The sequence below is a fragment of the Fructilactobacillus sp. X2R5C2 genome (assembly GCF_059901375.1).
Genome location: NZ_JBWXUX010000002.1, coordinates 257,422 through 277,970, shown reverse-complemented (window position 1 = coordinate 277,970; position 20,549 = coordinate 257,422). Strand labels below are relative to the sequence as shown.

The 20,549-nt window shown below is 37.3% G+C and carries 26 protein-coding genes, 1 tRNA gene and 1 other annotated feature; of the genes, 26 read left to right on the top strand and 1 reads right to left on the bottom strand.

The features are described from left to right. Window positions 1-93 precede the first annotated feature (93 nt). The 7 genes from AC6UD2_RS03965 (at window position 94) to AC6UD2_RS03935 (ending at window position 5,353) form a co-directional block, all read left to right on the top strand. Complete coding sequence (locus AC6UD2_RS03965) at window positions 94-2,157, top strand: peptidoglycan D,D-transpeptidase FtsI family protein (protein WP_500698093.1); 2,064 nt, start codon at window positions 94-96, stop codon at window positions 2,155-2,157. 120 nt (window positions 2,158-2,277) lie between these two features. Further along, the gene (gene rpmG / locus AC6UD2_RS03960; protein ID WP_081454141.1) at window positions 2,278-2,427 is read left to right on the top strand and encodes a 50S ribosomal protein L33; all 150 of its coding nucleotides are present in this window, start codon (window positions 2,278-2,280) and stop codon (window positions 2,425-2,427) included. 55 nt (window positions 2,428-2,482) lie between these two features. After that, window positions 2,483-3,022: a 5-formyltetrahydrofolate cyclo-ligase gene (locus AC6UD2_RS03955; RefSeq protein WP_500698092.1), complete on the top strand. Its 540-nt coding sequence runs from the start codon at window positions 2,483-2,485 to the stop codon at window positions 3,020-3,022. 2 nt (window positions 3,023-3,024) lie between these two features. Continuing rightward, on the top strand, window positions 3,025-3,699 hold the full coding sequence (locus AC6UD2_RS03950; RefSeq protein WP_500698091.1) for a rhomboid family intramembrane serine protease: 675 nt from the start codon (window positions 3,025-3,027) through the stop codon (window positions 3,697-3,699). A gap of 37 nt (window positions 3,700-3,736) precedes the next feature. Then, window positions 3,737-3,964: a YqgQ family protein gene (locus AC6UD2_RS03945; protein ID WP_010021549.1), complete on the top strand. Its 228-nt coding sequence runs from the start codon at window positions 3,737-3,739 to the stop codon at window positions 3,962-3,964. A 1-nt stretch (window position 3,965) separates the two neighbouring features. Continuing rightward, the gene (locus tag AC6UD2_RS03940; RefSeq protein WP_010021548.1) at window positions 3,966-4,928 is read left to right on the top strand and encodes an ROK family glucokinase; all 963 of its coding nucleotides are present in this window, start codon (window positions 3,966-3,968) and stop codon (window positions 4,926-4,928) included. 20 nt (window positions 4,929-4,948) lie between these two features. Further along, window positions 4,949-5,353 carry a rhodanese-like domain-containing protein gene (locus AC6UD2_RS03935; protein WP_052236581.1) on the top strand — a complete coding sequence of 135 codons (405 nt, stop codon included), beginning with the start codon at window positions 4,949-4,951 and terminating at the stop codon, window positions 5,351-5,353. Window positions 5,354-5,398: 45 nt separating this feature from the next. Here the strand turns inward: AC6UD2_RS03935 and AC6UD2_RS03930 are convergent, their stop codons facing one another. Then, window positions 5,399-5,575, bottom strand: a complete 177-nt coding sequence (locus AC6UD2_RS03930; protein WP_500698090.1) for a DUF3042 family protein — start codon at window positions 5,573-5,575, stop codon at window positions 5,399-5,401. A gap of 92 nt (window positions 5,576-5,667) precedes the next feature. Between AC6UD2_RS03930 and miaA the strand changes: the two genes are divergently transcribed. The 19 genes from miaA to priA all read left to right on the top strand — a co-directional run bounded on the left by miaA (window position 5,668) and on the right by priA (window position 20,541). Then, complete coding sequence (gene miaA / locus AC6UD2_RS03925) at window positions 5,668-6,576, top strand: tRNA (adenosine(37)-N6)-dimethylallyltransferase MiaA (protein WP_500698089.1); 909 nt, start codon at window positions 5,668-5,670, stop codon at window positions 6,574-6,576. Between the two features lie 2 nt (window positions 6,577-6,578). Beyond that, a complete protein-coding gene (locus AC6UD2_RS03920) occupies window positions 6,579-7,100 on the top strand; it encodes a hypothetical protein (RefSeq protein ID WP_010021543.1) in 522 nt (173 codons plus the stop codon). A 74-nt stretch (window positions 7,101-7,174) separates the two neighbouring features. Further along, window positions 7,175-7,248: transfer RNA gene (locus tag AC6UD2_RS03915), tRNA-Arg, on the top strand. Window positions 7,249-7,342: 94 nt separating this feature from the next. Further along, window positions 7,343-7,415, top strand: a sequence feature (ribosomal protein L21 leader region). Window positions 7,416-7,431: 16 nt separating this feature from the next. After that, window positions 7,432-7,740: a 50S ribosomal protein L21 gene (rplU, locus tag AC6UD2_RS03910; protein ID WP_010021542.1), complete on the top strand. Its 309-nt coding sequence runs from the start codon at window positions 7,432-7,434 to the stop codon at window positions 7,738-7,740. 5 nt (window positions 7,741-7,745) lie between these two features. Further along, a complete protein-coding gene (locus AC6UD2_RS03905) occupies window positions 7,746-8,066 on the top strand; it encodes a ribosomal-processing cysteine protease Prp (protein WP_500698088.1) in 321 nt (106 codons plus the stop codon). Between the two features lie 29 nt (window positions 8,067-8,095). After that, the gene (rpmA, locus tag AC6UD2_RS03900; RefSeq protein WP_010021538.1) at window positions 8,096-8,392 is read left to right on the top strand and encodes a 50S ribosomal protein L27; all 297 of its coding nucleotides are present in this window, start codon (window positions 8,096-8,098) and stop codon (window positions 8,390-8,392) included. Between the two features lie 114 nt (window positions 8,393-8,506). Continuing rightward, window positions 8,507-9,067, top strand: coding sequence for an elongation factor P (gene efp / locus AC6UD2_RS03895; protein WP_039143941.1), 561 nt, complete (start codon window positions 8,507-8,509; stop codon window positions 9,065-9,067). Window positions 9,068-9,111: 44 nt separating this feature from the next. Beyond that, a complete protein-coding gene (locus AC6UD2_RS03890; protein ID WP_010021536.1) occupies window positions 9,112-9,540 on the top strand; it encodes an Asp23/Gls24 family envelope stress response protein in 429 nt (142 codons plus the stop codon). Continuing rightward, window positions 9,537-9,935, top strand: coding sequence for a transcription antitermination factor NusB (gene nusB, locus AC6UD2_RS03885; protein WP_010021535.1), 399 nt, complete (start codon window positions 9,537-9,539; stop codon window positions 9,933-9,935). The genes AC6UD2_RS03890 and nusB overlap by 4 nt, the downstream gene beginning before the upstream one ends. Window positions 9,936-10,029: 94 nt before the next feature. Continuing rightward, window positions 10,030-10,893 carry a bifunctional 5,10-methylenetetrahydrofolate dehydrogenase/5,10-methenyltetrahydrofolate cyclohydrolase gene (locus tag AC6UD2_RS03880; RefSeq protein ID WP_500698087.1) on the top strand — a complete coding sequence of 288 codons (864 nt, stop codon included), beginning with the start codon at window positions 10,030-10,032 and terminating at the stop codon, window positions 10,891-10,893. Beyond that, the gene (gene xseA, locus AC6UD2_RS03875; RefSeq protein ID WP_500698086.1) at window positions 10,883-12,232 is read left to right on the top strand and encodes an exodeoxyribonuclease VII large subunit; all 1,350 of its coding nucleotides are present in this window, start codon (window positions 10,883-10,885) and stop codon (window positions 12,230-12,232) included. Before AC6UD2_RS03880 ends, xseA begins: the two co-directional genes overlap by 11 nt. Further along, window positions 12,232-12,483 carry an exodeoxyribonuclease VII small subunit gene (locus AC6UD2_RS03870; RefSeq protein ID WP_500698085.1) on the top strand — a complete coding sequence of 84 codons (252 nt, stop codon included), beginning with the start codon at window positions 12,232-12,234 and terminating at the stop codon, window positions 12,481-12,483. Before xseA ends, AC6UD2_RS03870 begins: the two co-directional genes overlap by 1 nt. Further along, window positions 12,470-13,342 (top strand): polyprenyl synthetase family protein, encoded by an 873-nt coding sequence (locus tag AC6UD2_RS03865; RefSeq protein WP_500698084.1) that lies wholly within the window; start codon window positions 12,470-12,472, stop codon window positions 13,340-13,342. The genes AC6UD2_RS03870 and AC6UD2_RS03865 overlap by 14 nt, the downstream gene beginning before the upstream one ends. Window positions 13,343-13,349: 7 nt before the next feature. Continuing rightward, window positions 13,350-14,168 (top strand): TlyA family RNA methyltransferase, encoded by an 819-nt coding sequence (locus tag AC6UD2_RS03860; protein WP_500698083.1) that lies wholly within the window; start codon window positions 13,350-13,352, stop codon window positions 14,166-14,168. A 12-nt stretch (window positions 14,169-14,180) separates the two neighbouring features. Further along, window positions 14,181-15,887: a DNA repair protein RecN gene (recN, locus tag AC6UD2_RS03855; protein WP_500698082.1), complete on the top strand. Its 1,707-nt coding sequence runs from the start codon at window positions 14,181-14,183 to the stop codon at window positions 15,885-15,887. An 82-nt stretch (window positions 15,888-15,969) separates the two neighbouring features. Continuing rightward, a complete protein-coding gene (gmk, locus tag AC6UD2_RS03850) occupies window positions 15,970-16,587 on the top strand; it encodes a guanylate kinase (RefSeq protein ID WP_010021525.1) in 618 nt (205 codons plus the stop codon). After that, complete coding sequence (gene rpoZ, locus AC6UD2_RS03845; protein WP_010021524.1) at window positions 16,587-16,790, top strand: DNA-directed RNA polymerase subunit omega; 204 nt, start codon at window positions 16,587-16,589, stop codon at window positions 16,788-16,790. Before gmk ends, rpoZ begins: the two co-directional genes overlap by 1 nt. Before the next feature lie 102 nt (window positions 16,791-16,892). Next, window positions 16,893-18,101 carry a bifunctional phosphopantothenoylcysteine decarboxylase/phosphopantothenate--cysteine ligase CoaBC gene (gene coaBC, locus AC6UD2_RS03840; protein WP_500698081.1) on the top strand — a complete coding sequence of 403 codons (1,209 nt, stop codon included), beginning with the start codon at window positions 16,893-16,895 and terminating at the stop codon, window positions 18,099-18,101. Window positions 18,102-18,135: 34 nt separating this feature from the next. Then, window positions 18,136-20,541 (top strand): primosomal protein N', encoded by a 2,406-nt coding sequence (priA, locus tag AC6UD2_RS03835; protein ID WP_500698080.1) that lies wholly within the window; start codon window positions 18,136-18,138, stop codon window positions 20,539-20,541. The last annotated feature ends 8 nt before the right edge of the window (window positions 20,542-20,549 follow it).

The following is a 20,549-nucleotide window of genomic DNA, read 5'->3' as shown; positions in this document are numbered from 1 at the left end:
TTTTCTAGTAAATAGGTTATCATACATGAATTAAGAAAAGCGTCATAAATAATGAATTCGAGTTATTAATGTTAGTTAAGGAGCGTTAGCGTTGTGAAAAACTTTTTTGATCGGTTATTTAGGAGAAGAAGCCGTGGTTCAAGCCGTCGAAACGGTAATTCCAAGATCCCGTTTAGATTGAATTTTATTTTTGCTATTGTGGGAATATTGTTTGCGGTTTTGGTCTTTCGTTTAGCATACATGCAAATTTTTCAGGGGTCAGTATATAAGTCAGATGTTAATCAAAGTGATAATTCAGTGAAATACGGAAACGTTCCTCGTGGAATGATCTATGATTCAACGGGGAAGGTTTTAGTTGGGAACAAAACTCATCGAGCTATCACTTACACTAAGGGCTTAAGTGTCATGCCACAGGAGATTTATAATAATGCCAATAAGCTTGGTAGTTACATTACCATTCCAACCAAGACACTTACTAAGAAACAAATTGGTGAATATTACTTAGCTGATAAAACTAATTTAGCCAAAGCAACGAAGGCCGTTCCTAACGGTGAAAAATTGGCACCTCAAGCTGCTTACGATAAAGCCTTAGATATGATTCAGGATGGCAAGCTTATTAAGGTTACCCCTCAAATGAAGAACGCCGCTGCTATTTTTACTGAAATGAGCGGGGCTTATCAATTATCGACCACCAATATTAAAACTGATGGGGTAAGTAATAAGGAAATTGCTGAAGTAGGTGAACACGCTGCTGAAATGCCCGGAGTTCAAGTTGGAACGAGCTGGTCGCGTGATTATCCATCTGGTAATGAAATCCAAAGCATTGTTGGAAACGTGTCTTCTAGTAAAACGGGATTACCATCTGATCGGGTTAATGAATTATTAGCTGAAGGATATTCGAGAAATGATTCCGTTGGTCAAAGTAATTTGGAACAACAATATGAGCCAGTTTTGAGAGGATCAAAATCACAGACTGAAGTAAAAGTCGGTGGTGATAATAAGATTGTTAAAGAAGTTAAGAAATATCCTGGTCAACGTGGTCAAAACCTTCAACTTTCTATTAATTCCAAATTTCAGAATAAACTCCAAGATCTAGTAAAGGGTTCTGAATCAGGAGGAGTTGGTAATTCAACCGGAGCTTATGCGGTCGTCATGAATCCCAAGAATGGTGCAGTCATTGGAATGGCTGGAGTAAATCGTGATCCTAAGACTGGGAAAATCACGCCAAACGAATTAGGAACGATTAACAGTGCTATCGTAATGGGATCCGTCGTAAAGGGTGCTATGGTATCTGGAGCATTGATGGATAAAGTTATTACCCCAAATAGTAGTACGATGGAAGATATGCCAATTGATATTGGTGGAGCTAAAAAGAGTTCGTGGTTTAATAAAAATGGTGAAGCTAACATGTCCGTTAATGCTCAAGGGGCACTGGAAGTTTCATCGAACTCATACATGATGCAGCTTGCTATGAAGGAAGGCGGCTTTAAGTATAAAGCCGGGGGCTCGTTAAACATGAGTCCTAACGTCTTTAACACTGAGCGGAATTACTTCAATCAATTTGGATTGGGAGTTAAAACCGGAATTGATTTACCTGGTGAAACTGCCGGAATTCAAGGACCATCAACCTTTGCTAACATTGGTAAAGCACTGGATGAATCGTTTGGTAACTATGATTCATACACTACGATTCAGTTAGCTCAATATATGTCAACAATTGCTAATGGTGGGTATCGGATGAAACCCCATGTTGTTCAAAATGTAAGATCAACTAACACGAAGAATGGCCAACTTGGGGCCGTTCAAAATACCACAATGCCGACGGTGCTAAATGAAATTCCAATGACTCCAGCAGAACGAAACGTTGTTACGCAAGGACTGTACCAGGTTGTTCATGGTACCAATAAATACAAGACTGGTGGAGATCTATCCAGTATCTCTCCAGAGGTTTCTGCGAAGACCGGTACTGCTCAGACCTTTTATGAAGGTAAGCCAACGGTTACTTTAAGTTTGGCATCATATGCACCTTCAAAGGATCCTCAAGTGGTGGTTGCCCTTGCAATTCCAAATCTACCTGTTAATGCTGAAAATAATAACTTGAATTTAGCTAAACAAATTTATCAAGCATACTGGTCGGATGTTCAGAACAAGCCTTAGTTGCTGTTAAGGGAAAATACTTAACATTCTGTTAAAAGGACTGGATATCTAAGTTTAAAGATGTTAAGATTATGATTGTTGAGTTAGTTAAAAAAACGAATATGTTTGGAGGTATTTGACATGCGTGTTCATATCACTTTGGAATGTACTGAATGCCACGAACGCAATTACTTATCAACTAAGAGTCGTCGTAACAATCCCGATCGCTTAGAATTAGAAAAGTATTGCCCACGTGAAAGAAAAGTTACTTTACATCGCGAAACAAAATAAGATTTTGGGTTATTGCCCAAGATCTTTTTTATTATAAAATTAATGGGTGCTAAAATTGAATAAGGATAAAGTTAGAAAGCAAATATTAAATAAAATGGAAGGTGCTACACATACAGATCAAAAGTTTTTTGATCTGTATGTAGAACTTTTTCATCTTTCAGAATGGAATCACGCTGAAATAGTAGCTACTACCATGAATACGACAAATGAAATTCCCACGGCTCCCATTATTTTCAAGGCTTTAGGTGAAGGCAAACGGGTTGTTGTCCCCAGAACCTTACCAAATCATCAGATGGAATTTGTTGAAATGGATCATAATTTGGTTTTCCAGCAAACTAGATTTGGAATTTGGGAACCAGTTGCTGGTTCAGTGGTTAAATCGAATAAAATTGATTTAATGATTGTTCCAGGTGTGGCATTTAACCCTCAAAGCAAGCAGAGAATTGGCTATGGGGCTGGTTTCTATGATCGATACTTATCACATTTTAAGGGATATAAAGTAGCGCTAGCTCAAGAGGAACAAGTTATCTCTGCTTTAGATTGGAAGCCAGAGAATTTTGACGTTAAATTAGATCAAATTATTTATAGAGGATGAGCATGATAAGACAAAAGATTAGAAGGATTAATAATTATCCGTGGGTCACATATTTGTTATTATTTGTCATGATTGTGATTTATTTATTGATGACCGTGAGTGGCGGATCAGAAAACGTATTTAATTTATTGAAATTTGGTGCTCAGTCGAATCAACTGGTCCGGGATGGACAATGGTGGCGGTTAATTACCCCAATCTTTGTTCACATTGGCTTTCAACACATTCTAATCAATGGAATTACATTATATTATTTGGGAAAGTTGATTGAGCCAATTGTTGGGCACTTAAGGTATTTCATCATCTTTATGGTTTCTGGAGTTTGTGGTAATCTGATGAGTTTTGCCCTCGGAAATGGAATTTCAGCTGGATCTAGTACTGCTATCTTTGGATTATTTGGTGCTTTTTTGATGATTGCATTTCAGTATCGTGGTAATGATTTTGTGAGAAGTACAGCGAAGACGTTCGTTCTCTTTGTGGTAATTAACTTAGTGTTTGATATTTTTACTCCGGGGATTGACATTTATGGTCACATCGGTGGATTCATTGGTGGTTACTTGGTCAGTTTTGTTGTAGGATTAAGACAAAATATCAATTTAAATAAAATTATGCGATTATCTTATGCAACCGCTTTAATTATTGGTATAATAATAATGTACTATTTAGGTTCTGTTCGTTGACACGTTATACATAGTTAATTTAGGATGATGATTAAAAATGACAACTTTATATGATGTTCAACAACTGTTAAAAAAATTTGGAATATATGTATATGTCGGGAAACGACTTTGGGATATTGAGGTGATGGCTCTGGAACTTGACCATCTCCATGATGCTCATGTAGTTAGTGATCGAGAGTTTACATCCGCAAAACTGGTATTAACACGTGAACACAGAATTGAAGAGAAAAACTTAAAATCTAAAAATGAGACGGGAGGTCTATAGAATGGCAAAGAATTTGATTGGAATTGACTTAGGTGGTACGACCACCAAAATGGCTTTTTTGGACGAAAATGGTGAGGTTCTTGATAAGTGGAGAGTGCTTACCGATACTAGTGACAAGGGTGCTCACATCGTTGAAAATATCGTCAAGTCAATCAACAAACACATCGAAGATTCTGATAAAACCATTAATGACTTTGTTGGAATTGGAATGGGAACACCTGGAACGGTAAATCGTGAGAAGGGTACGGTTTCAGAAGCTTTCAACCTTAACTGGAAGGATGAACAACCAGTTAGAGAATTAATTCAAAATGGGGTTGGGTTACCGTTTCAATTAGATAATGATGCCAATGTGGCTTCCTTAGGAGAATACTGGAGAGGTGCAGGTAGCACTGAAGATGATGTTGTCTTCGTTACTTTAGGAACTGGAGTTGGTGGTGGAGTGATTGCCAACGGGAAACTGCTCCACGGTGTTAACGGTGGTGCCGGTGAAGTTGGTCATATTGCTGTTCAACCAAATGGTTATCTCTGTACTTGTGGAAAGAAAGGTTGTTTGGAACAGTATGCTTCAGCAACTGGAATTGTTCATGTCGCAAAAGACATGTCAAAAGAATTTAATGGACATTCGCGTCTAAAAGACCTAGAAAATACTGATGAAAAGATTACTTCTAAGATGATTTTCTACTTAGCAGACAATGGTGACATTTTGGCAAACCAAGTAGTTAACCGAATTTGTTTCTACCTTGGTCTTGCTTTATCCGACATTGGAAACACTCTTAATCCCGCAAGTATTATTATTGGTGGTGGAGTTTCGAATGCAGGTAACACTTTGCTTCAACCAACCACTCGATATTTCCAAGAAAACGCCTTCCCATCAATTCGTGATTCAACTAAAATTAAATTAGCCCAATTGGGGAATGATGCTGGTGTGATTGGAGCAGCTTCATTAGCATTACAATTTAGATAAAAGTATTGGAGAGATTTTAATTGAGTAGCGTGATAGTTTCAGTTCTTTATTTTTTGATCACTCTGGGAGTGGTTTTGTTAATTTGGTGGTTGTATCATGAATTTACTATTTTAATGGCCAAACGTTATTGTAAGTTTTTGAATGAAGACGAATTTCAAAAAGGGATTCGCAAATCTCAAGTTATTGACTTACGTGAAAGTAAGGCTTTTAACGATGGACATATTTTAGGTGCAAGGAACATGCCATATTCAACTTTTCGAAGTTTTTATCAAGAACTGAGACCAGATCTACCAGTTTATTTGTATGATCAAAATAAGACTTTGAGCATGAAAGCTGCTAAGCTTCTTCATAAAAAGGGGTTTAAAGACATCTCAATCCTTGATGAAGGATATCAAAGATGGGATGGCAAGATTAAAAAAGGTTAAATAAAAAAGAGAACTCAGTTGAGTTCTCTTTTTTGCTGAATATTATTAACTTAAATGAGCTGAATGACTCTTTCGGTTTGCTTTCTTGCGGTTTTCATCCATCTTAGATTCTTGTTCTTCAATTGGTTGAACCACTGTCTTCTTAAATGAAAGCCAAACTCCTGCAGCAATTCCAACACATGCCGCAACTCCGATAGTAAATCCTTGTGTAAATTTACTCATAGTCATTGCCTCCTTTTTATTATCTACTTGTCTATTATGCTTTATTTGCGCTAATATATCCAGTATAGAACATCATTAAATTAGGTGAATTTATGGAAAAATTATTAGCAATTGTTGGTCCAACGGCAGTTGGGAAAACGAACTTATCAATTAAGATTGCCAAGCGATTCAATGGTGAGGTTATTTCGGGTGACTCGATGCAAGTTTATCGACATTTAGATGTGGGCACCGCTAAGGTAGCCGAACCTGAACAAGAGGGAATCCCACATCATTTAATTAATATTATTGACGTTAATGAGCAGTACTCAGTCGCAGATTTTACTGAAGCAGCCCAAAAACTAATTACCGAAATCACAGGTCGTGGTCATTTACCCATTATTGTTGGTGGAACAGGCTTCTATGTTAGTTCGTTGTTAAATGGTTTGAGTTTAGGAAGTAAAAAAGATCCTGATATTCGTACTCGACTAAATGACGAATTAAAAGTTAGTGGGCCAAAGAAAATGTGGGAACAATTGAAGCAAATTGATCCTGTTTCGGCGGTAAAGATTCCCGTTGAAAATACTCGGAGGATTATTCGAGCCCTTGAAGTATATGAAAGTACGGGGAAACCAATTTCACATCAGGTTAATTCTGGGAAACAATATGATGATTTAGTGATTGGATTAAACACCGATCGAAAAGTTCTATATCAGCGGATTAATGATCGAGTTGATCTGATGATGCAAAATGGTCTAATTGAAGAAAATGAGTGGCTTTTTAAAAATGGTGGGCGTAAAATTCCTGCTAGTAAGGGAATTGGATATCGCGAATTTATCCCTTATTTTGACGGTAGAGAGGATCTTGATCAAGTTAGAAGCGAGATCAAGAAAGACTCACGACATTACGCTAAGAGGCAACTAACGTGGTTTAGAAACAAGATGAGCGTCAGTTGGTATGATTTAGTTCAACATCCAGATGAAATTCAACAAATTGAACGGCAAATTAAAGAATGGAGGAAGTAAATATGAATATCAGTAAAATGGTATCGGACACGGTTAACTTATACCGACAGTTAGATGCCAAAGATCAGAAAATTTGGAAACCAGGAACCCATGTTTCAAGTTCTTACGTTTCACTTAATATTCACATGAGTGAACTGGCTAAAAGTTCAGGGATGTTAAAGACGGATATTACCGTTCCCAGTGGCAATCGAGACTACCAATTAGAGAATTATGTCAAGACACTTCGGGACTTTCTGTTAATCGCTAATTTACAAAGCTGGACTGACATTATTGATGTAGATGAACAAACGTTAAATAAACTGTCTGCAATGAAGAAAACTGATGATTTAAATTCGTTGTATTTGTCAATGCTAAATATGCTGCTCAAAAGTTATTACGAAAAGAGCAAAATTGGGTATAAACACGCTTGGACCTTGTTTTTGAAGTTTGGAATTGTTGATCTAGGCTTTCAGGCAGAAGAAATCACAGACAAGTTTGATGAAATGATTCAAAATGACTTGAACACGGTCTTAGATAACCACTAAATCTAGTAATATATTAAAAACCATTGACTTATAGTTTAATATTCAATATAATTGTTCTTGTTGTTTGAGTTTATGTCGCAGTAGCTCAGCTGGATAGAGCAACGGTCTTCTAAACCGTAGGTCGAGCGTTCGAATCGCTCCTGCGACATATTTAAAAGGGTACATCTTTTAGGAGATGTGCCTTTTTAATTTGACTTATACCAGTAATTTTTATATACTTGTGATGTTGTAATTGTGGACTTCCACAGCTACAACCGCTCAGTATGAGTTTTTAAGTCCATTAGGCACTTAATACTGGCGAGTCTAAGCAAATTATAGGGAGGTGCACTACATGTACGCAATTATTGAAACCGGTGGTAAGCAATACAAAGTTGCCGAAGGCGAAGCCATTTTTGTTGAAAAACTTGATGCTAATGAAGGCGATAAAGTTACTTTTGATGATGTTGTCTTTGTTGGTGGTAAGACTCCTAAGGTTGGTTCACCATTAGTTGATGGTGCTTCAGTCGAAGGAAAAGTTGATAAGCAAGGTAAGGGCAAGAAGATCCGTATCTTTAGATACAAGCCTAAGAAGGGCGCTCAATCAAAGAAGGGTCACAGACAACCTTACACTAAAGTTACTATCAACAAAATTAATGCTTAATTCTCATGATTAAAGCTAAGTTTGATTTAAATCATAATCTAATTACTGGATTTAAAGTAACCGGGCATGCTGATTCTGGGGAGTACGGACATGACATTGTTTGTGCTGCTGTGTCAGCGTTGGCTATTTCTTCTGTGAACGGTTTAATTACTGTTTGTGATGTTGATCCCTTTGTTAAACAGGATGAAAAGAATGGAGGTTATCTCCAGGTTAAGATTCCTGATGAGCACTGGGATGATGTTAAGGTCCAGACTTTACTTAAAAGCTTTATGAATGGTCTTAAGGATATTTCAAAACAATATGCGAATTATGTTGAAGTAAAATAATAATCCTTTTAATTTGGAGGTGTAAACACATGTTAAAAATGAATCTACAATTCTTCTCTCACCATAAAACTGGTGGTTCATCATCTAACGGTCGTGACTCTGCTGGACGTCGTTTAGGTACAAAAGCCGCTGATGGTTCATCAGTAACGACTGGTACAATTTTATACCGTCAACGTGGAACTCATATCTACCCAGGCAAAAACGTTAAGCGTGGTGGAGATGACACATTATTCGCTTTAGTTGATGGAATTGTTCGTTTCGAACGTTTAGGCCGTGACAAACGTCAAGTTTCTGTTTACCCTGAAGCAGAAGTAGCAACTAAGTAAATCAAAAGAGACCTAGCGGAAACGTGGGGGTCTCTTTTTTTATCAGTATCGTAACTTGCTTTTACATGATCGATATTGATATGATAGGAATATAAATATGTGGGAGGCATGAAAATGTCAATTTCAATTGTAAAAGTAAAAAATGGTATGACCATTCAAGCTGACAATAACATCTGGAAAATCGTTAGTTTTCAACACGTAAAGCCTGGTAAGGGTGGAGCGTTTGTTCGGACTAAGTTAAAGAACTTAAGGACCGGAGCGGTTCAAGAAAAGACTTTCAGAGCCAGCGCTAAGGTTGAAAAAGCCAACATTGAGACTAAAAAGATGCAGTATCTTTACGATGATGGTAGCGGTTTGGTCTTTATGGATATGGATAATTATGAGCAATTAACAATTCCAAGAGAACAAGTTAAAGAAGAAATGAACTACTTGCAAGAAAACATGGAAGTTCAGGTAATTCAGTATGGTGGAGAAACACTTGGAGTCGAAGTCCCTAAGACGGTTACACTTGAAGTAGCTGATACTGAGCCTGGAATTAAGGGTGATACTGCTTCTGGTGGATCAAAGCCAGCTACTATGACTACAGGTTTAACCCTTCAAGTTCCATTCTTCGTTAACAAAGGTGACAAGTTAGTTATCAATACTGACGATGGTACTTACATTTCTCGGGCATAATAATTAGGCGATTCTGATTATTATACCAATTGGGGGTTTATATTATGGCAGCAGATGAAAGTTTCATTACACTCGATAATAAGAAATCAGACCTAGGATCAATTAAAATTGCACCGCGTGTGATTGAAGTAGTAGCTGGAATTGCAGCTGTGCAAGTTGAAGGTGTCAATCGTATGCGTGGTAGCTTTTCTTCTAGTGTAAATGAATTATTTGGAAGAAAAGAACGTGGTAAGGGTGTCAAACTAGCGATCGCTAATGGAAAACTAAATGTTGATATTTTTGTCTATCTTAATTATGGCGTTTCGGTTCCTAAGGTAGCATTAGAGATTCAGAGTCAAGTAAAACAACAGTTGTTGTTTATGACTGATCTTCGAATCGGTGCCGTTAATGTTCACGTTGAAGGGATGATTCCTCCAAAGAGTACTGGTAAAGTTGATACTGATAAGTTATTCGATAATGAGGATAAAAAGTGAAAATAAGTCGACATCAAATTAGGGAGTTAGCTTTTCAAACTTTGTTTGCAATGGAAAGTAATGACTCGGTGGAACCAAGTGAGTTTTTTGATTATCTGGTAAAAGAAGATGTGACCGCTCCTAAGTACTATTTAGAGCTCGTCAACGGAGTAAGAGATCATAAAACGGAGCTTGATGCCATTATTACTGATCACTTAGCTAATAAGTGGTCCATTGATCGAATAAGTAAGGCTGACTTAATTATTCTAAGAATTGCGTTATTTGAAATTAAATATGTAGAAGCAACGCCGAATAAAGTTGCTATTAATGAAGCTTTGGAATTAGCTAAAAAGTTCTGTGATGATAAATCCAGAAACTTTATTAATGGAGTATTAGACAGCGTAATTGAAAAATAAGAATCCCACTCGGATTCTTATTTTTTTACGTTTAGCTAGATTAAAAATAATATGCTAGAATTGTACTAATAATAACGTAGCGGGAGATGTTTTCGTGGTTCAGTTAATTAATGGGAAAAAGGTCGCTAATGACCTCAATTTAGAAACGAAAAAAAGAGTTATACGTTTGAAAAAACAGGACGTAATTCCCGGGTTAGCGGTAGTAATTGTCGGAGATGATCAAGCAAGTCAGCGATACGTGCGTAGTAAGGAGAAGAAGGCCAAAGAACTCGGAATCTTTTCAATAAAACGGGCATTGCCTGAGTCTGTTACCCAATCTGAATTAGTTCAAATCGTAAAAGACCTTAATCATAATGACCGCATTAACGGAATTTTAGTTCAATCACCTCTTCCCGATCATATTGACGAAGAACAGATTATTGCAACTATTGATCCTAAAAAGGATGTTGATGGTTTTCATCCGGTGAACGTTGGAAAATTATTTCTTAATTTAAAGGGCCATTATCCCGTTGCATGTACTCCCAAAGGAATCATGACTTTGCTTGCTAAATATAAAATTAATTTGGACGGCAAAAACGTTGTGGTGGTTGGAAGAAGCTCAATTGTTGGAAAGCCCATGTTGGCATTGATGTTAAATGCTGATGCAACGGTCATTGATGTCCACAGTCATACTGATGATATTTCAAAGTACACTAAACATGCGGATATCGTTATATCTGCCGTTGGAAAGTACGCCATCTTAAATGATGATGATTTTAAACCAGGTGCGGTGGTAATTGATGTTGGTCAAAATATGGATGAAAACGGTAAATTAGCTGGCGATGTAGCTTACAAAGCCAAGAGTGACAACATTGAATTCATTACACCTGTTCCGGGTGGAGTTGGTCCAATGACAATTGCTACTTTAATGCAGCAAACGGTTGATATGTGTGAATGGAGTAAAAAGATTGGCAAGTAAATATCTAACTGTATCAGCATTGACGCAGTATATAAAAAAGAAATTCGACGTTGATCCATACTTAGGAAGAGTTTATCTTACGGGTGAAATCTCGAACTTTCGTTTGCGTCCGACACACCAATACTTTAGTTTGAAAGATGATAATTCTAAGATTAACGTTACGATGTTCAAATCAGCGTTTTCTAAGATCAAGTTTATGCCTGAAGAGGGAATGAAAGTTCTAGTAACTGGACATGTCTCTGTTTATGAAAAAACCGGGATGTATCAATTTTATATTGATCATATGGAACCGGATGGTGTGGGCCAACTTTATGAAGCTTATGAACAATTAAAGAACAAGTTAGCTAAAGAAGGACTGTTTGAGGGAATTCATAAAAAGTCACTGCCAATGTATCCGAAAAAGATTGCAGTAGTGACATCGCAAAGTGGGGCCGTTATCAAGGACATTATTACCACCGTTAGAAGACGGTTTCCAATCGCCCAAATTGTTTTGTTTCCAGCTGCGGTTCAGGGAGAAAATGCTGCATCGGAGATTGCCCATCAAATTAGACGAGTTAATGAAATTGGTGGATTTGATACTTTAATTATCGGACGTGGTGGTGGATCAATTGAAGATTTGTGGCCATTTAATGAAGAAATAGTTGCACGAGCAATCTATGATAGTGAAGTTCCTGTTATTTCGTCTGTAGGACACGAAACTGATACTACTATTGCTGATTTGGTATCTGATCAACGCGCTGCCACTCCGACTGCAGCGGCAGAATTAGCTGTTCCCGTACTTAGCGATGTGCTTTTAGATTTAAAGACGAAACAAACTCGAATTTATAATGCGATGGATAATCTTTTGGCACGGTCGCGATCCGAATACGATCGGATCATGAATTCCTATGTTTTTAATCAGCCAGAACGGTTGTATGAGTCATATGTCCAACAATTGGATACCTTAAATACAAAACTCAGTACTAGTATGAAAGATTTGATCAATCATTATCATAATCAACTTCAGGGAGAGTCAGAACAATTAAAGTTAAGTTCACCCGTCCATAAAATTAGTGGGATGCAGAAGCAAGTTAATTATTATCTTGCTTCCATCAAAAAATCAGTCCAAGGAATTGTAGATGGAAAGCGAAATCAATTAAGTTCAAATGCATCTGCACTTGATCATTTGAGTCCGTTGCGCTTAATGAGTTCAGGATACAGTATGGTGACAGATAGTAGCGGCCGAATGGTTAAATCAATTAAAAATTTGAAGAAAAATGAGCAGATTGATGTTCAATTTAGCGATGGGAGTGCCAAAGCAACTGTTGACCGAACTGAATCTAAAGGAGATAACAAATAATGGCAGATAAAAAACCAACGTTTGAAGAAAATATGAGTAAGTTAGAAGAAATCGTTAATCAGCTTGAACAGGGCGATGTGCCCCTTGAGAAGGCTTTGTCTGAATTCAAAGATGGGGTTGAGTTAAGTAATGAAATGCAAAAGACCCTGTCGAATGCCCAAAAGACCCTTACCAAAATGATGGATGATAGTGATAATGAAGTTCCATTTGATCGCGATCAGCAAAATGGTGATAGTAATGATGGCCAATAAACAAGTTCTGACAGAGTTCAAACAGGAGTATATTCCACAAGTTGATCGAGTTCTAGAGAACGACATTCAAAAAGCTAGCTCAGTCAAGTTAATTGTAAAAGCGATGGAATATTCGCTGATGGCGGGTGGAAAGCGACTACGTCCCTTATTAACGTTAGCTACTCTCCAAACCCTGAAGCATCCCATTGATGAAGCAATGGTCCAAGCTAGTTCTGCCGTTGAATTAATTCACACTTATTCGCTGATTCATGATGATCTTCCCGCAATGGATAATGATGATTATCGGCGCGGAAAGTTATCAAATCATAAAGAATTTGGTGCGGGAATTGCAACTTTAGCCGGTGATGGACTATTAACTTTGGCATTTGGATGGTTAACAAACACTAGTTTATCGGATACCAAAAAAATTAAATTAGTTCATCTGTTGGCACATGCCGCCGGTCCTGATGGAATGGTTGCTGGACAAACTGTTGATCTAAGTTCTGACAAAAAGCAGTTAAGTCTTGACGAATTGATGCATTTACATAAGCAAAAAACTGGCGAGCTTTTTCATTATTGTGTCATGGCAGGAGCCATTATTGCCGATGCTGATGAGCAGAGTAAAAAGGCCTTATCAAGTTTTGCTTGGAATTTTGGGTTGGCTTTTCAGATCTTTGATGATATTAAAGATGCACCAGATGATGAAAATCAAGATGATATTGATAAAAATACGTATGTAAACTTATTGGGAATGAAAGGTGCTAAACAAAAATTAAAAGAAACTGTGCAAGCAAGTCAGCATTCATTAGAAGAATTGCCAGAGAAATTTTCACCTGACCTGTTAAGTTCCTTTTTATCATATTTCATGGTCCAGAAGTGAGGTTTAAATGGCAAAAGAAAAAGAACGAGTGGACGTCTTACTAGTCAAACAGGGATTGTTTGATACGAGAGAGAAAGCTAAAAGAGCCGTCATGGCAGGTGAAGTGTTAGGCAAAAATGAACAGCGCATGGATAAGCCAGGTGTGAAAATACCAGTTGAAACTAAGCTTCATTTAAAGGGGAATGTACTTCCATACGTTAGTCGTGGAGGCTTGAAGTTAGCCAAAGCCCTGAAAAGTTTTAACATTAGTATAAAAGATAAAATTGTTTTAGACATTGGATCCTCTACTGGAGGATTCACTGACGTCATGTTGCAAAACGGGGCTAAGTTAAGTTATGCCCTTGACGTCGGAACGAATCAATTAGTTTGGAAATTGCGAAATGATCCTCGGGTGATTGTAATGGAAAACACTAATTTTAGGTATAGTAAACCCGCTGATTTTACACATGGGAAACCTGAATTTGCATCAATTGATGTATCTTTTATTTCGCTCAAATTGATTTTAGGGCCATTAAAATCAATCTTAACTACTGATGGTGAAGTTGTGGCTTTAATTAAACCACAATTTGAAGCTGGTCGTGGCAACGTTGGAAAACATGGAATTGTTCATGATAAAAAGGTTCATCAACAAGTAATTAATAATGTAATTCAATTTGCTACAGATGCTGGTTTTTCAGTTTTAGGTTTAGACTTTTCGCCAATTAAAGGTGGAGAGGGAAACATTGAATTTTTGATTCACTTAAAATCATCTGATAATCCACGGATTGCACCAAGTGTTTCTGCAGAAGATGCGATGGATAAGGCTTATAAAAGCTTGAATAATTAAGAAGGTGAGAAGTTGTTACAGGAAATTTCAATCAAAGATTTTGCAATCATTGATCAATTGGAGGTTAATTTCTATTCAGGGATGACCGTTCTATCGGGAGAGACTGGAGCTGGAAAATCAATTATTATTGATGCTGTAGGTCTACTAGCCGGAGGACGTGGTTCGTCGCATTTTATCAGAAAGGGTGCTAATAAATCGATTTTACAAGGAATGTTTGCTATTCCTACTGACGGTTTGACGGCGCGAGTTTTAGATAAGTTTGGCATTGATCATGATGATGACACTGTCATTTTGCAACGTGAATTATATCGTAATGGGCGTAACGTATGCCGTATTAATGGCATGTTGGTCAATACAAACACCCTGAAACAAGTCGGTGAAACTTTGGTTGATATTTATGGTCAAAATGAACATCAAGCGTTAATGCAACCTGATAAGCACATTGGTTTACTTGATGAATTTGCTGGTAGCAACCTCAAACCAACGCTTAAAAAGTATCGAAATAAATACGAAAAATACCTGAAATTAAAAAAAGAACTAAACAGTAAAAATAAAAATGAAAAAGAATGGGCGCAACGGATTGATATGTTAAAGTATCAAGTTAATGAGATTGAGGCTGCTGATTTGACCGATGGAGAAGAGGAAGATTTGATTGCTGAAAGAGATCGGTTAAATAATTTTCAAGCTATCAGCGATAGTTTAGGTAGAAGTTTTAATGATATTAATGGCGATGAAAGCATTAGCCCAATTGATATGATTGGAGATGCCATGAGCGCGCTTGAAGACGTGGAACGACTTGATGATGAATTTAAGTCAATTTCTGAGAACGTTAAAAATGCTTACTACACACTTCAAGATGCCTCTGGTGAAATTAGTAATCAAATTGACACGTTAGAGTTTGACCCCGATCGGTTAAATGAAGTTGAGCAGCGGTTAAATACCATTTTTGAATTAAAACGGAAATATGGCGATTCAATCGCTCAGATTTTAAAGTATTATGACAAAATTTCAGGGGAATTAGCTGAAATGGAATCTGATGAGAAAAGTGGAAATAATTTAGAAGAACGGTATAATGCAGCCGTTGATGAATTAAACCATTTGGGAAAAGAACTAAGTAAGATTAGACACCAGCAAGCCGAAAAGTTAACCACTGAAATTCACCAGCAGTTGGTGGACCTTTACATGGATAAAACCCAGTTTGAAGTTCGGTTTTCCAACCTACCAAAAGATACATTCAATCGAAACGGGATTGAAGATGTTGAATTTTATATTCGGACTAACCCAGGAGAGGATATGGCACCGTTAGCGAAAATTGCTTCTGGTGGAGAACTGTCTCGAATTATGTTGGCACTTAAAACTATTTTTTCAAGGGTTCAAGGTGTAACTTCGATTGTGTTTGATGAGGTCGATACAGGAGTTTCGGGTAGAGTTGCCCAGGCGATTGCAGATAAAATCAGTGCTATTGGACAAAAATCACAAGTTTTATGTATCACACATCTTCCCCAGGTGGCCGCAATGGCTGATAATCATGATTTTATCTCTAAGCACGTTGACGCCAATAATCGAACTGAGACTTCCGTTCAACCCTTATCTGGTAGTGAACGAGTTAAAGAACTAGCTCGAATGCTTGCTGGGACCACGGTCACGAAGCTAACGATGGAGCATGCTTCTGAACTTTTAAACTTAGCAAACAAGCAAAAAGACCAAAAAAAGAAATGAGTTTCAGTTTATCGCGTGTTGATTAATTGATTGATAAATTGCATAATATAGTTAACGAAGTTACGAAAAAGGAGCGGTTTAAGTGAGTGAAAGAGGAATGTTAATTGTTCTTTCAGGTCCTAGTGGTGTAGGTAAAGGAACGGTTAGAAAAGCACTTTTCAATGAACCTGATGTTGATTTTAAATATTCAATTTCAATGACCACCAGAAAGCCCCGCAAAGGTGAAGTTAATGGGGTAGACTATTATTTTGTTTCAAAAGATCAATTTGAGGAAAATATTAAGAATGGTGAGATGTTAGAGTATGCTAAATACGTTGACAATTATTATGGGACACCACTACAATACGTTAACGAGACATTAGATTCGGGACGAGATGTTTTTTTGGAGATTGAAGTCAATGGGGCAATGCAAGTGCGTGCAAATTGTCCTGATGGCGTCTTTATCTTTTTAACACCCCCTGATATTGACTCACTTCGAAATCGTTTAGTTGGTCGTGGAACTGATGATATTGAAGTCATCAATAAGCGAATTGAAAAGGCTTCTAAAGAAATTAGAATGATGCAGAACTATGACTATGCCGTCGTCAATGATAAGGTATCAAATGCTGTTGATCGAATTAAGACAATTGTTAAAAGTGAACGTTTAAAGGTAAATCGAGTTATGCCGAATTACCTTAACAAATTAGGAGATGAAATTTAATGTTTATTTATCCACCACTTGAAGATTTATTAAAACACGTTGATTCACGATATTCACTCGTGATGTTAGCTAGTAAGCGAGCTGAAGAACTTGATCAGGGTGCAAAACCACTACTTCCTCATTACAAATCAGTAAAATCAGTTGGAATGGCACTTGAAGAAATTGCTGCTGGTGTATTAACAATCGCTCCAGAAGACAAATAATAAAGGCTTTTGTGATGACCTCATCGCAAGGTCTTTTTTTATTAAATGATTAATAATGATTGTGTAGTATAATTGATAAGAAATGTGTTGGAGGGACTTAATTTGTTAAAGGGAAAACGGATTGCTCTGTTTGTGACCGGTAGTGTTGCAGCATATAAAGCAATTTATTTATTAAGAATGTTCAGGAAGAATGGCGTGGATGTAAAAGTTATGATGACTCCATTTGCCGAAAAATTTGTCTCTAAATTAACTTTTCAAGTCTTATCCAAAAATGATGTTTATGATGATCAAAGTTATTTTGATGATTCAACTACCATTAACCACATTGGATTAGCCAAATGGGCCGATTTAGCGGTGATTGTCCCGGCTACAGCTAACTTTATTGCCAAGACAGCCAATGGAATTGCGGACAATTTTGCTAGTACCACTCTGTTAGCCATGGATTGTCCCAAGTATTATGCGCCTGCCATGAATGATGTTATGTTAGATAATCCTGCAACCCAGAGAAATATTATGCAATTAAAGCACGATGGAGCTCATTTTATTGCACCAAAAGTTGGTTTACTAGCGGAGGGTTATTCTGCCAATGGTAGAATGGCTGAACCTGAAGAAATTTATCATTTTTTGGATCAAAATTTTATTGATGGTAATTATAAGCCGTTAGATGGTGTTAACCTTTTGGTCACAGCTGGTGGGACACGAGAACCAATTGACCCCGTTAGGTATCTTTCTAACAAATCTTCGGGAAAGATGGGGTATGCAATTGCTGAAGTTGCCCAGCAAATGGGAGCCAATGTGACGTTAATTAGTGCTAACAGTCATTGTCAGGTTCCGTCTGGAGTAAAGGTTATCAACGTTCATTCAGCTGATCAACTAGAGCAACAGGTACAAGCTAACTTTCCCCATAATCGTGTTTTAATTATGGCTGCAGCGGTAAGTGATTTTAAGCCAGACCACGTTTCATCCCAAAAAATTAAAAAAGATCTTGATCATGATTCGTTGGACCTTCATCTGACTAAAAATCATGACGTTGTTTCAAGGGTAGCCAAGACTAAGAAACCGGATCAAATTGTGATTGGGTTTGCTGCCGAAACTAATCATCCAGTGGAAAATGCTACCCATAAATTAAAACAAAAACATCTTGATTTAATTGTTCTAAACGATGTATCAAATTCGGCCATCGGTTTTAATAGTGATGATAATCAAGTATCAATTATTTCTGATAAAGGGTTAATCAAGAAGACTAACGTTGAGTCAAAATCTAAAATTGCTAAGGAAATTTTAGAGATCCTGTGTAAACGTTTGAACTAATTTGTAGTATACAATACCTGAAAGGAGGGGTCATTTGAAAATTGCAAAAGTAATCGTTGATGTACCAACTATGCAAACAAATACCCCTTATTCATATCGCATTCCTAATGGTTTAGAAACCCAATTAAAGCGTGGAATGAGAGTTGTTGTTCCATTTGGTAATGGGAATCGTAAGGTTGAGGGATTTGTGGTAGATATTGAAGAAACTGATGCTAAACAATCTCCTCAACTAAAAGAAATTGATCGTACGATGGATCTCGTTCCGGTTTTAAATGATGAATTAATTAAACTATCAAAGTGGTTGGCTGACAAAACCTACTCTTTTCAAATTAGTTGCCTTTTAACCATGTTACCCAATGCTATGAAGGCCAAATATGCGACATATGTAAAGGCTATTGGTCCAATTGATGACGAGGACATTAGTAAGAAATTTAAAGCTAGTGATATGATCCCGTTTGATTCAGAACATTTTGATGGCCCAGAGATGGGTAAACTGGCGAAGTTGCGTAAGGCAAATAAAATTAAAGTGGTTTATAAGGTTCAAAACGAGGCCAAAAAGAAGCAAGAAACGGCCGTTGTTAACCAAATTAATGATTTTGATGGAACCCAAAAACAAATTCGAAAGAATGCTACTGCTCAACTCAATCTATTAGAAGTTTTGCAAAAGAATCCCAAGCAACCACTCGTTCAATCACATCTTGTTAAGGATTTGGGAATTTCTAATGCAGCCATTAAAAGTTTTGAAAAGAAGAACTGGTTGAAGAAGATTCAAGTTGAAAAGTATCGCGATCCTTACAAACATGAAATTAAGGCTGATCAACCAAAAAAACTAACTAAAGATCAAGAGGACGCTGTCAAAGAAATTAATCGTTCTATTGATAGTCACCAAAATGATACCTATCTTCTTGAAGGTGTTACTGGTTCGGGTAAAACTGAAGTATATCTTCAAACAATCCAAAGAGCATTGGATTTAAAAGAGACAGCTTTAATGTTAGTTCCGGAGATATCTTTAACCCCACAGATGGTTAATCGGGTTAAAAATCGGTTTGGAAATCAAGTTGCCGTGATTCATAGTGGACTATCAACGGGTGAAAAATACGATGAATGGCGAAGAATCAATAGTGGAGATGCGCGAGTGGTAGTTGGAGCTCGATCTGCTGTTTTTGCTCCATTAGATAACATTGGTATCATTATTCTTGATGAAGAACATGACACAAGTTATAAACAAGATGATAATCCACGTTATCATACGCGAGATGTTGCTATATGGCGCGGCAAATATCATCATTGCCCTGTCGTATTAGGAAGTGCCACCCCTTCGCTTGAGTCGAGAGCGCGTGCAGGTAAGGGTGTTTACAAGTTTCTCCACCTGCCAAAAAGAATTAATCAAAAGCATTTGCCAGAGGTGTCAATTGTTGATATGACTCAAGAAGAAGAAACTCATGATGGGATTTTTTCGGAAGAATTACTTAAGGCTATTGACCAGCGGATTGATAAGAATGAACAAGTGGTCTTAATGCTCAATCGGCGCGGCTTTTCCTCCTTTTTGATGTGTCGTGATTGTGGATACGTTTTAAAGTGTCCTAATTGTGATATTTCTTTAACCCTTCACATGGATTCTCATACGATGAAGTGTCATTACTGTGGATTTGAGGAACCTATCCCTAAGTATTGCCCGCATTGTCATAGTAAAAACATTCGTTATTTTGGGACAGGGACTGAGAAGGTTGAGAAACAGCTACACGAACTCCTTCCTAAAGCTAGAGTGGTCAGAATGGACGTCGACACAACCAGAAAAAAGGGATCACATGAAAAAATTCTTCATGAATTTGGTGATCATCATTTTGATATTCTTCTTGGAACACAGATGATTGCTAAGGGGCTTGATTTTCCGAATGTAACGTTGGTAGGAGTATTAAACGCTGATACAGGATTAGACTTGCCAGATTTTCGATCTAGTGAACGAACTTTCGATCTTTTAACCCAGGTGTCTGGGAGAGCTGGGAGAGCCGATAAAGACGGAGAAGTTATCATTCAAACTTATAATCCTGAAAACTACGTGATTCAATTAGCTAAGCATCAGGATTATGAGGCTTTTTATCAAAAAGAAATGCAGTTAAGACATCTAGCAGATTACTCACCTTATTTCTTTACAATTAAAGTCTCAATTAGTTCGTTAAACGAAAAGCAAGCTGCCTCAGAGGCTTACGACGTAGTTAATTATCTTAAGGGATCTCTTAATAACGAGACCATTATTCTAGGACCAACTCCAAGACCAATTGCAAGAATGAAAAGGCGGTATTATTTTCAGATCATTATTAAATATAAACGTGATTTAAAACTTAATCAGAGTTTAAAGCACGTCCTTCAAGTGTCACAAAAAGAAGTTAGAAAGGGCTTAAGGATTGGGATTGATCCCGAACCAGTAAGTTTTATGTAGGTGAATCA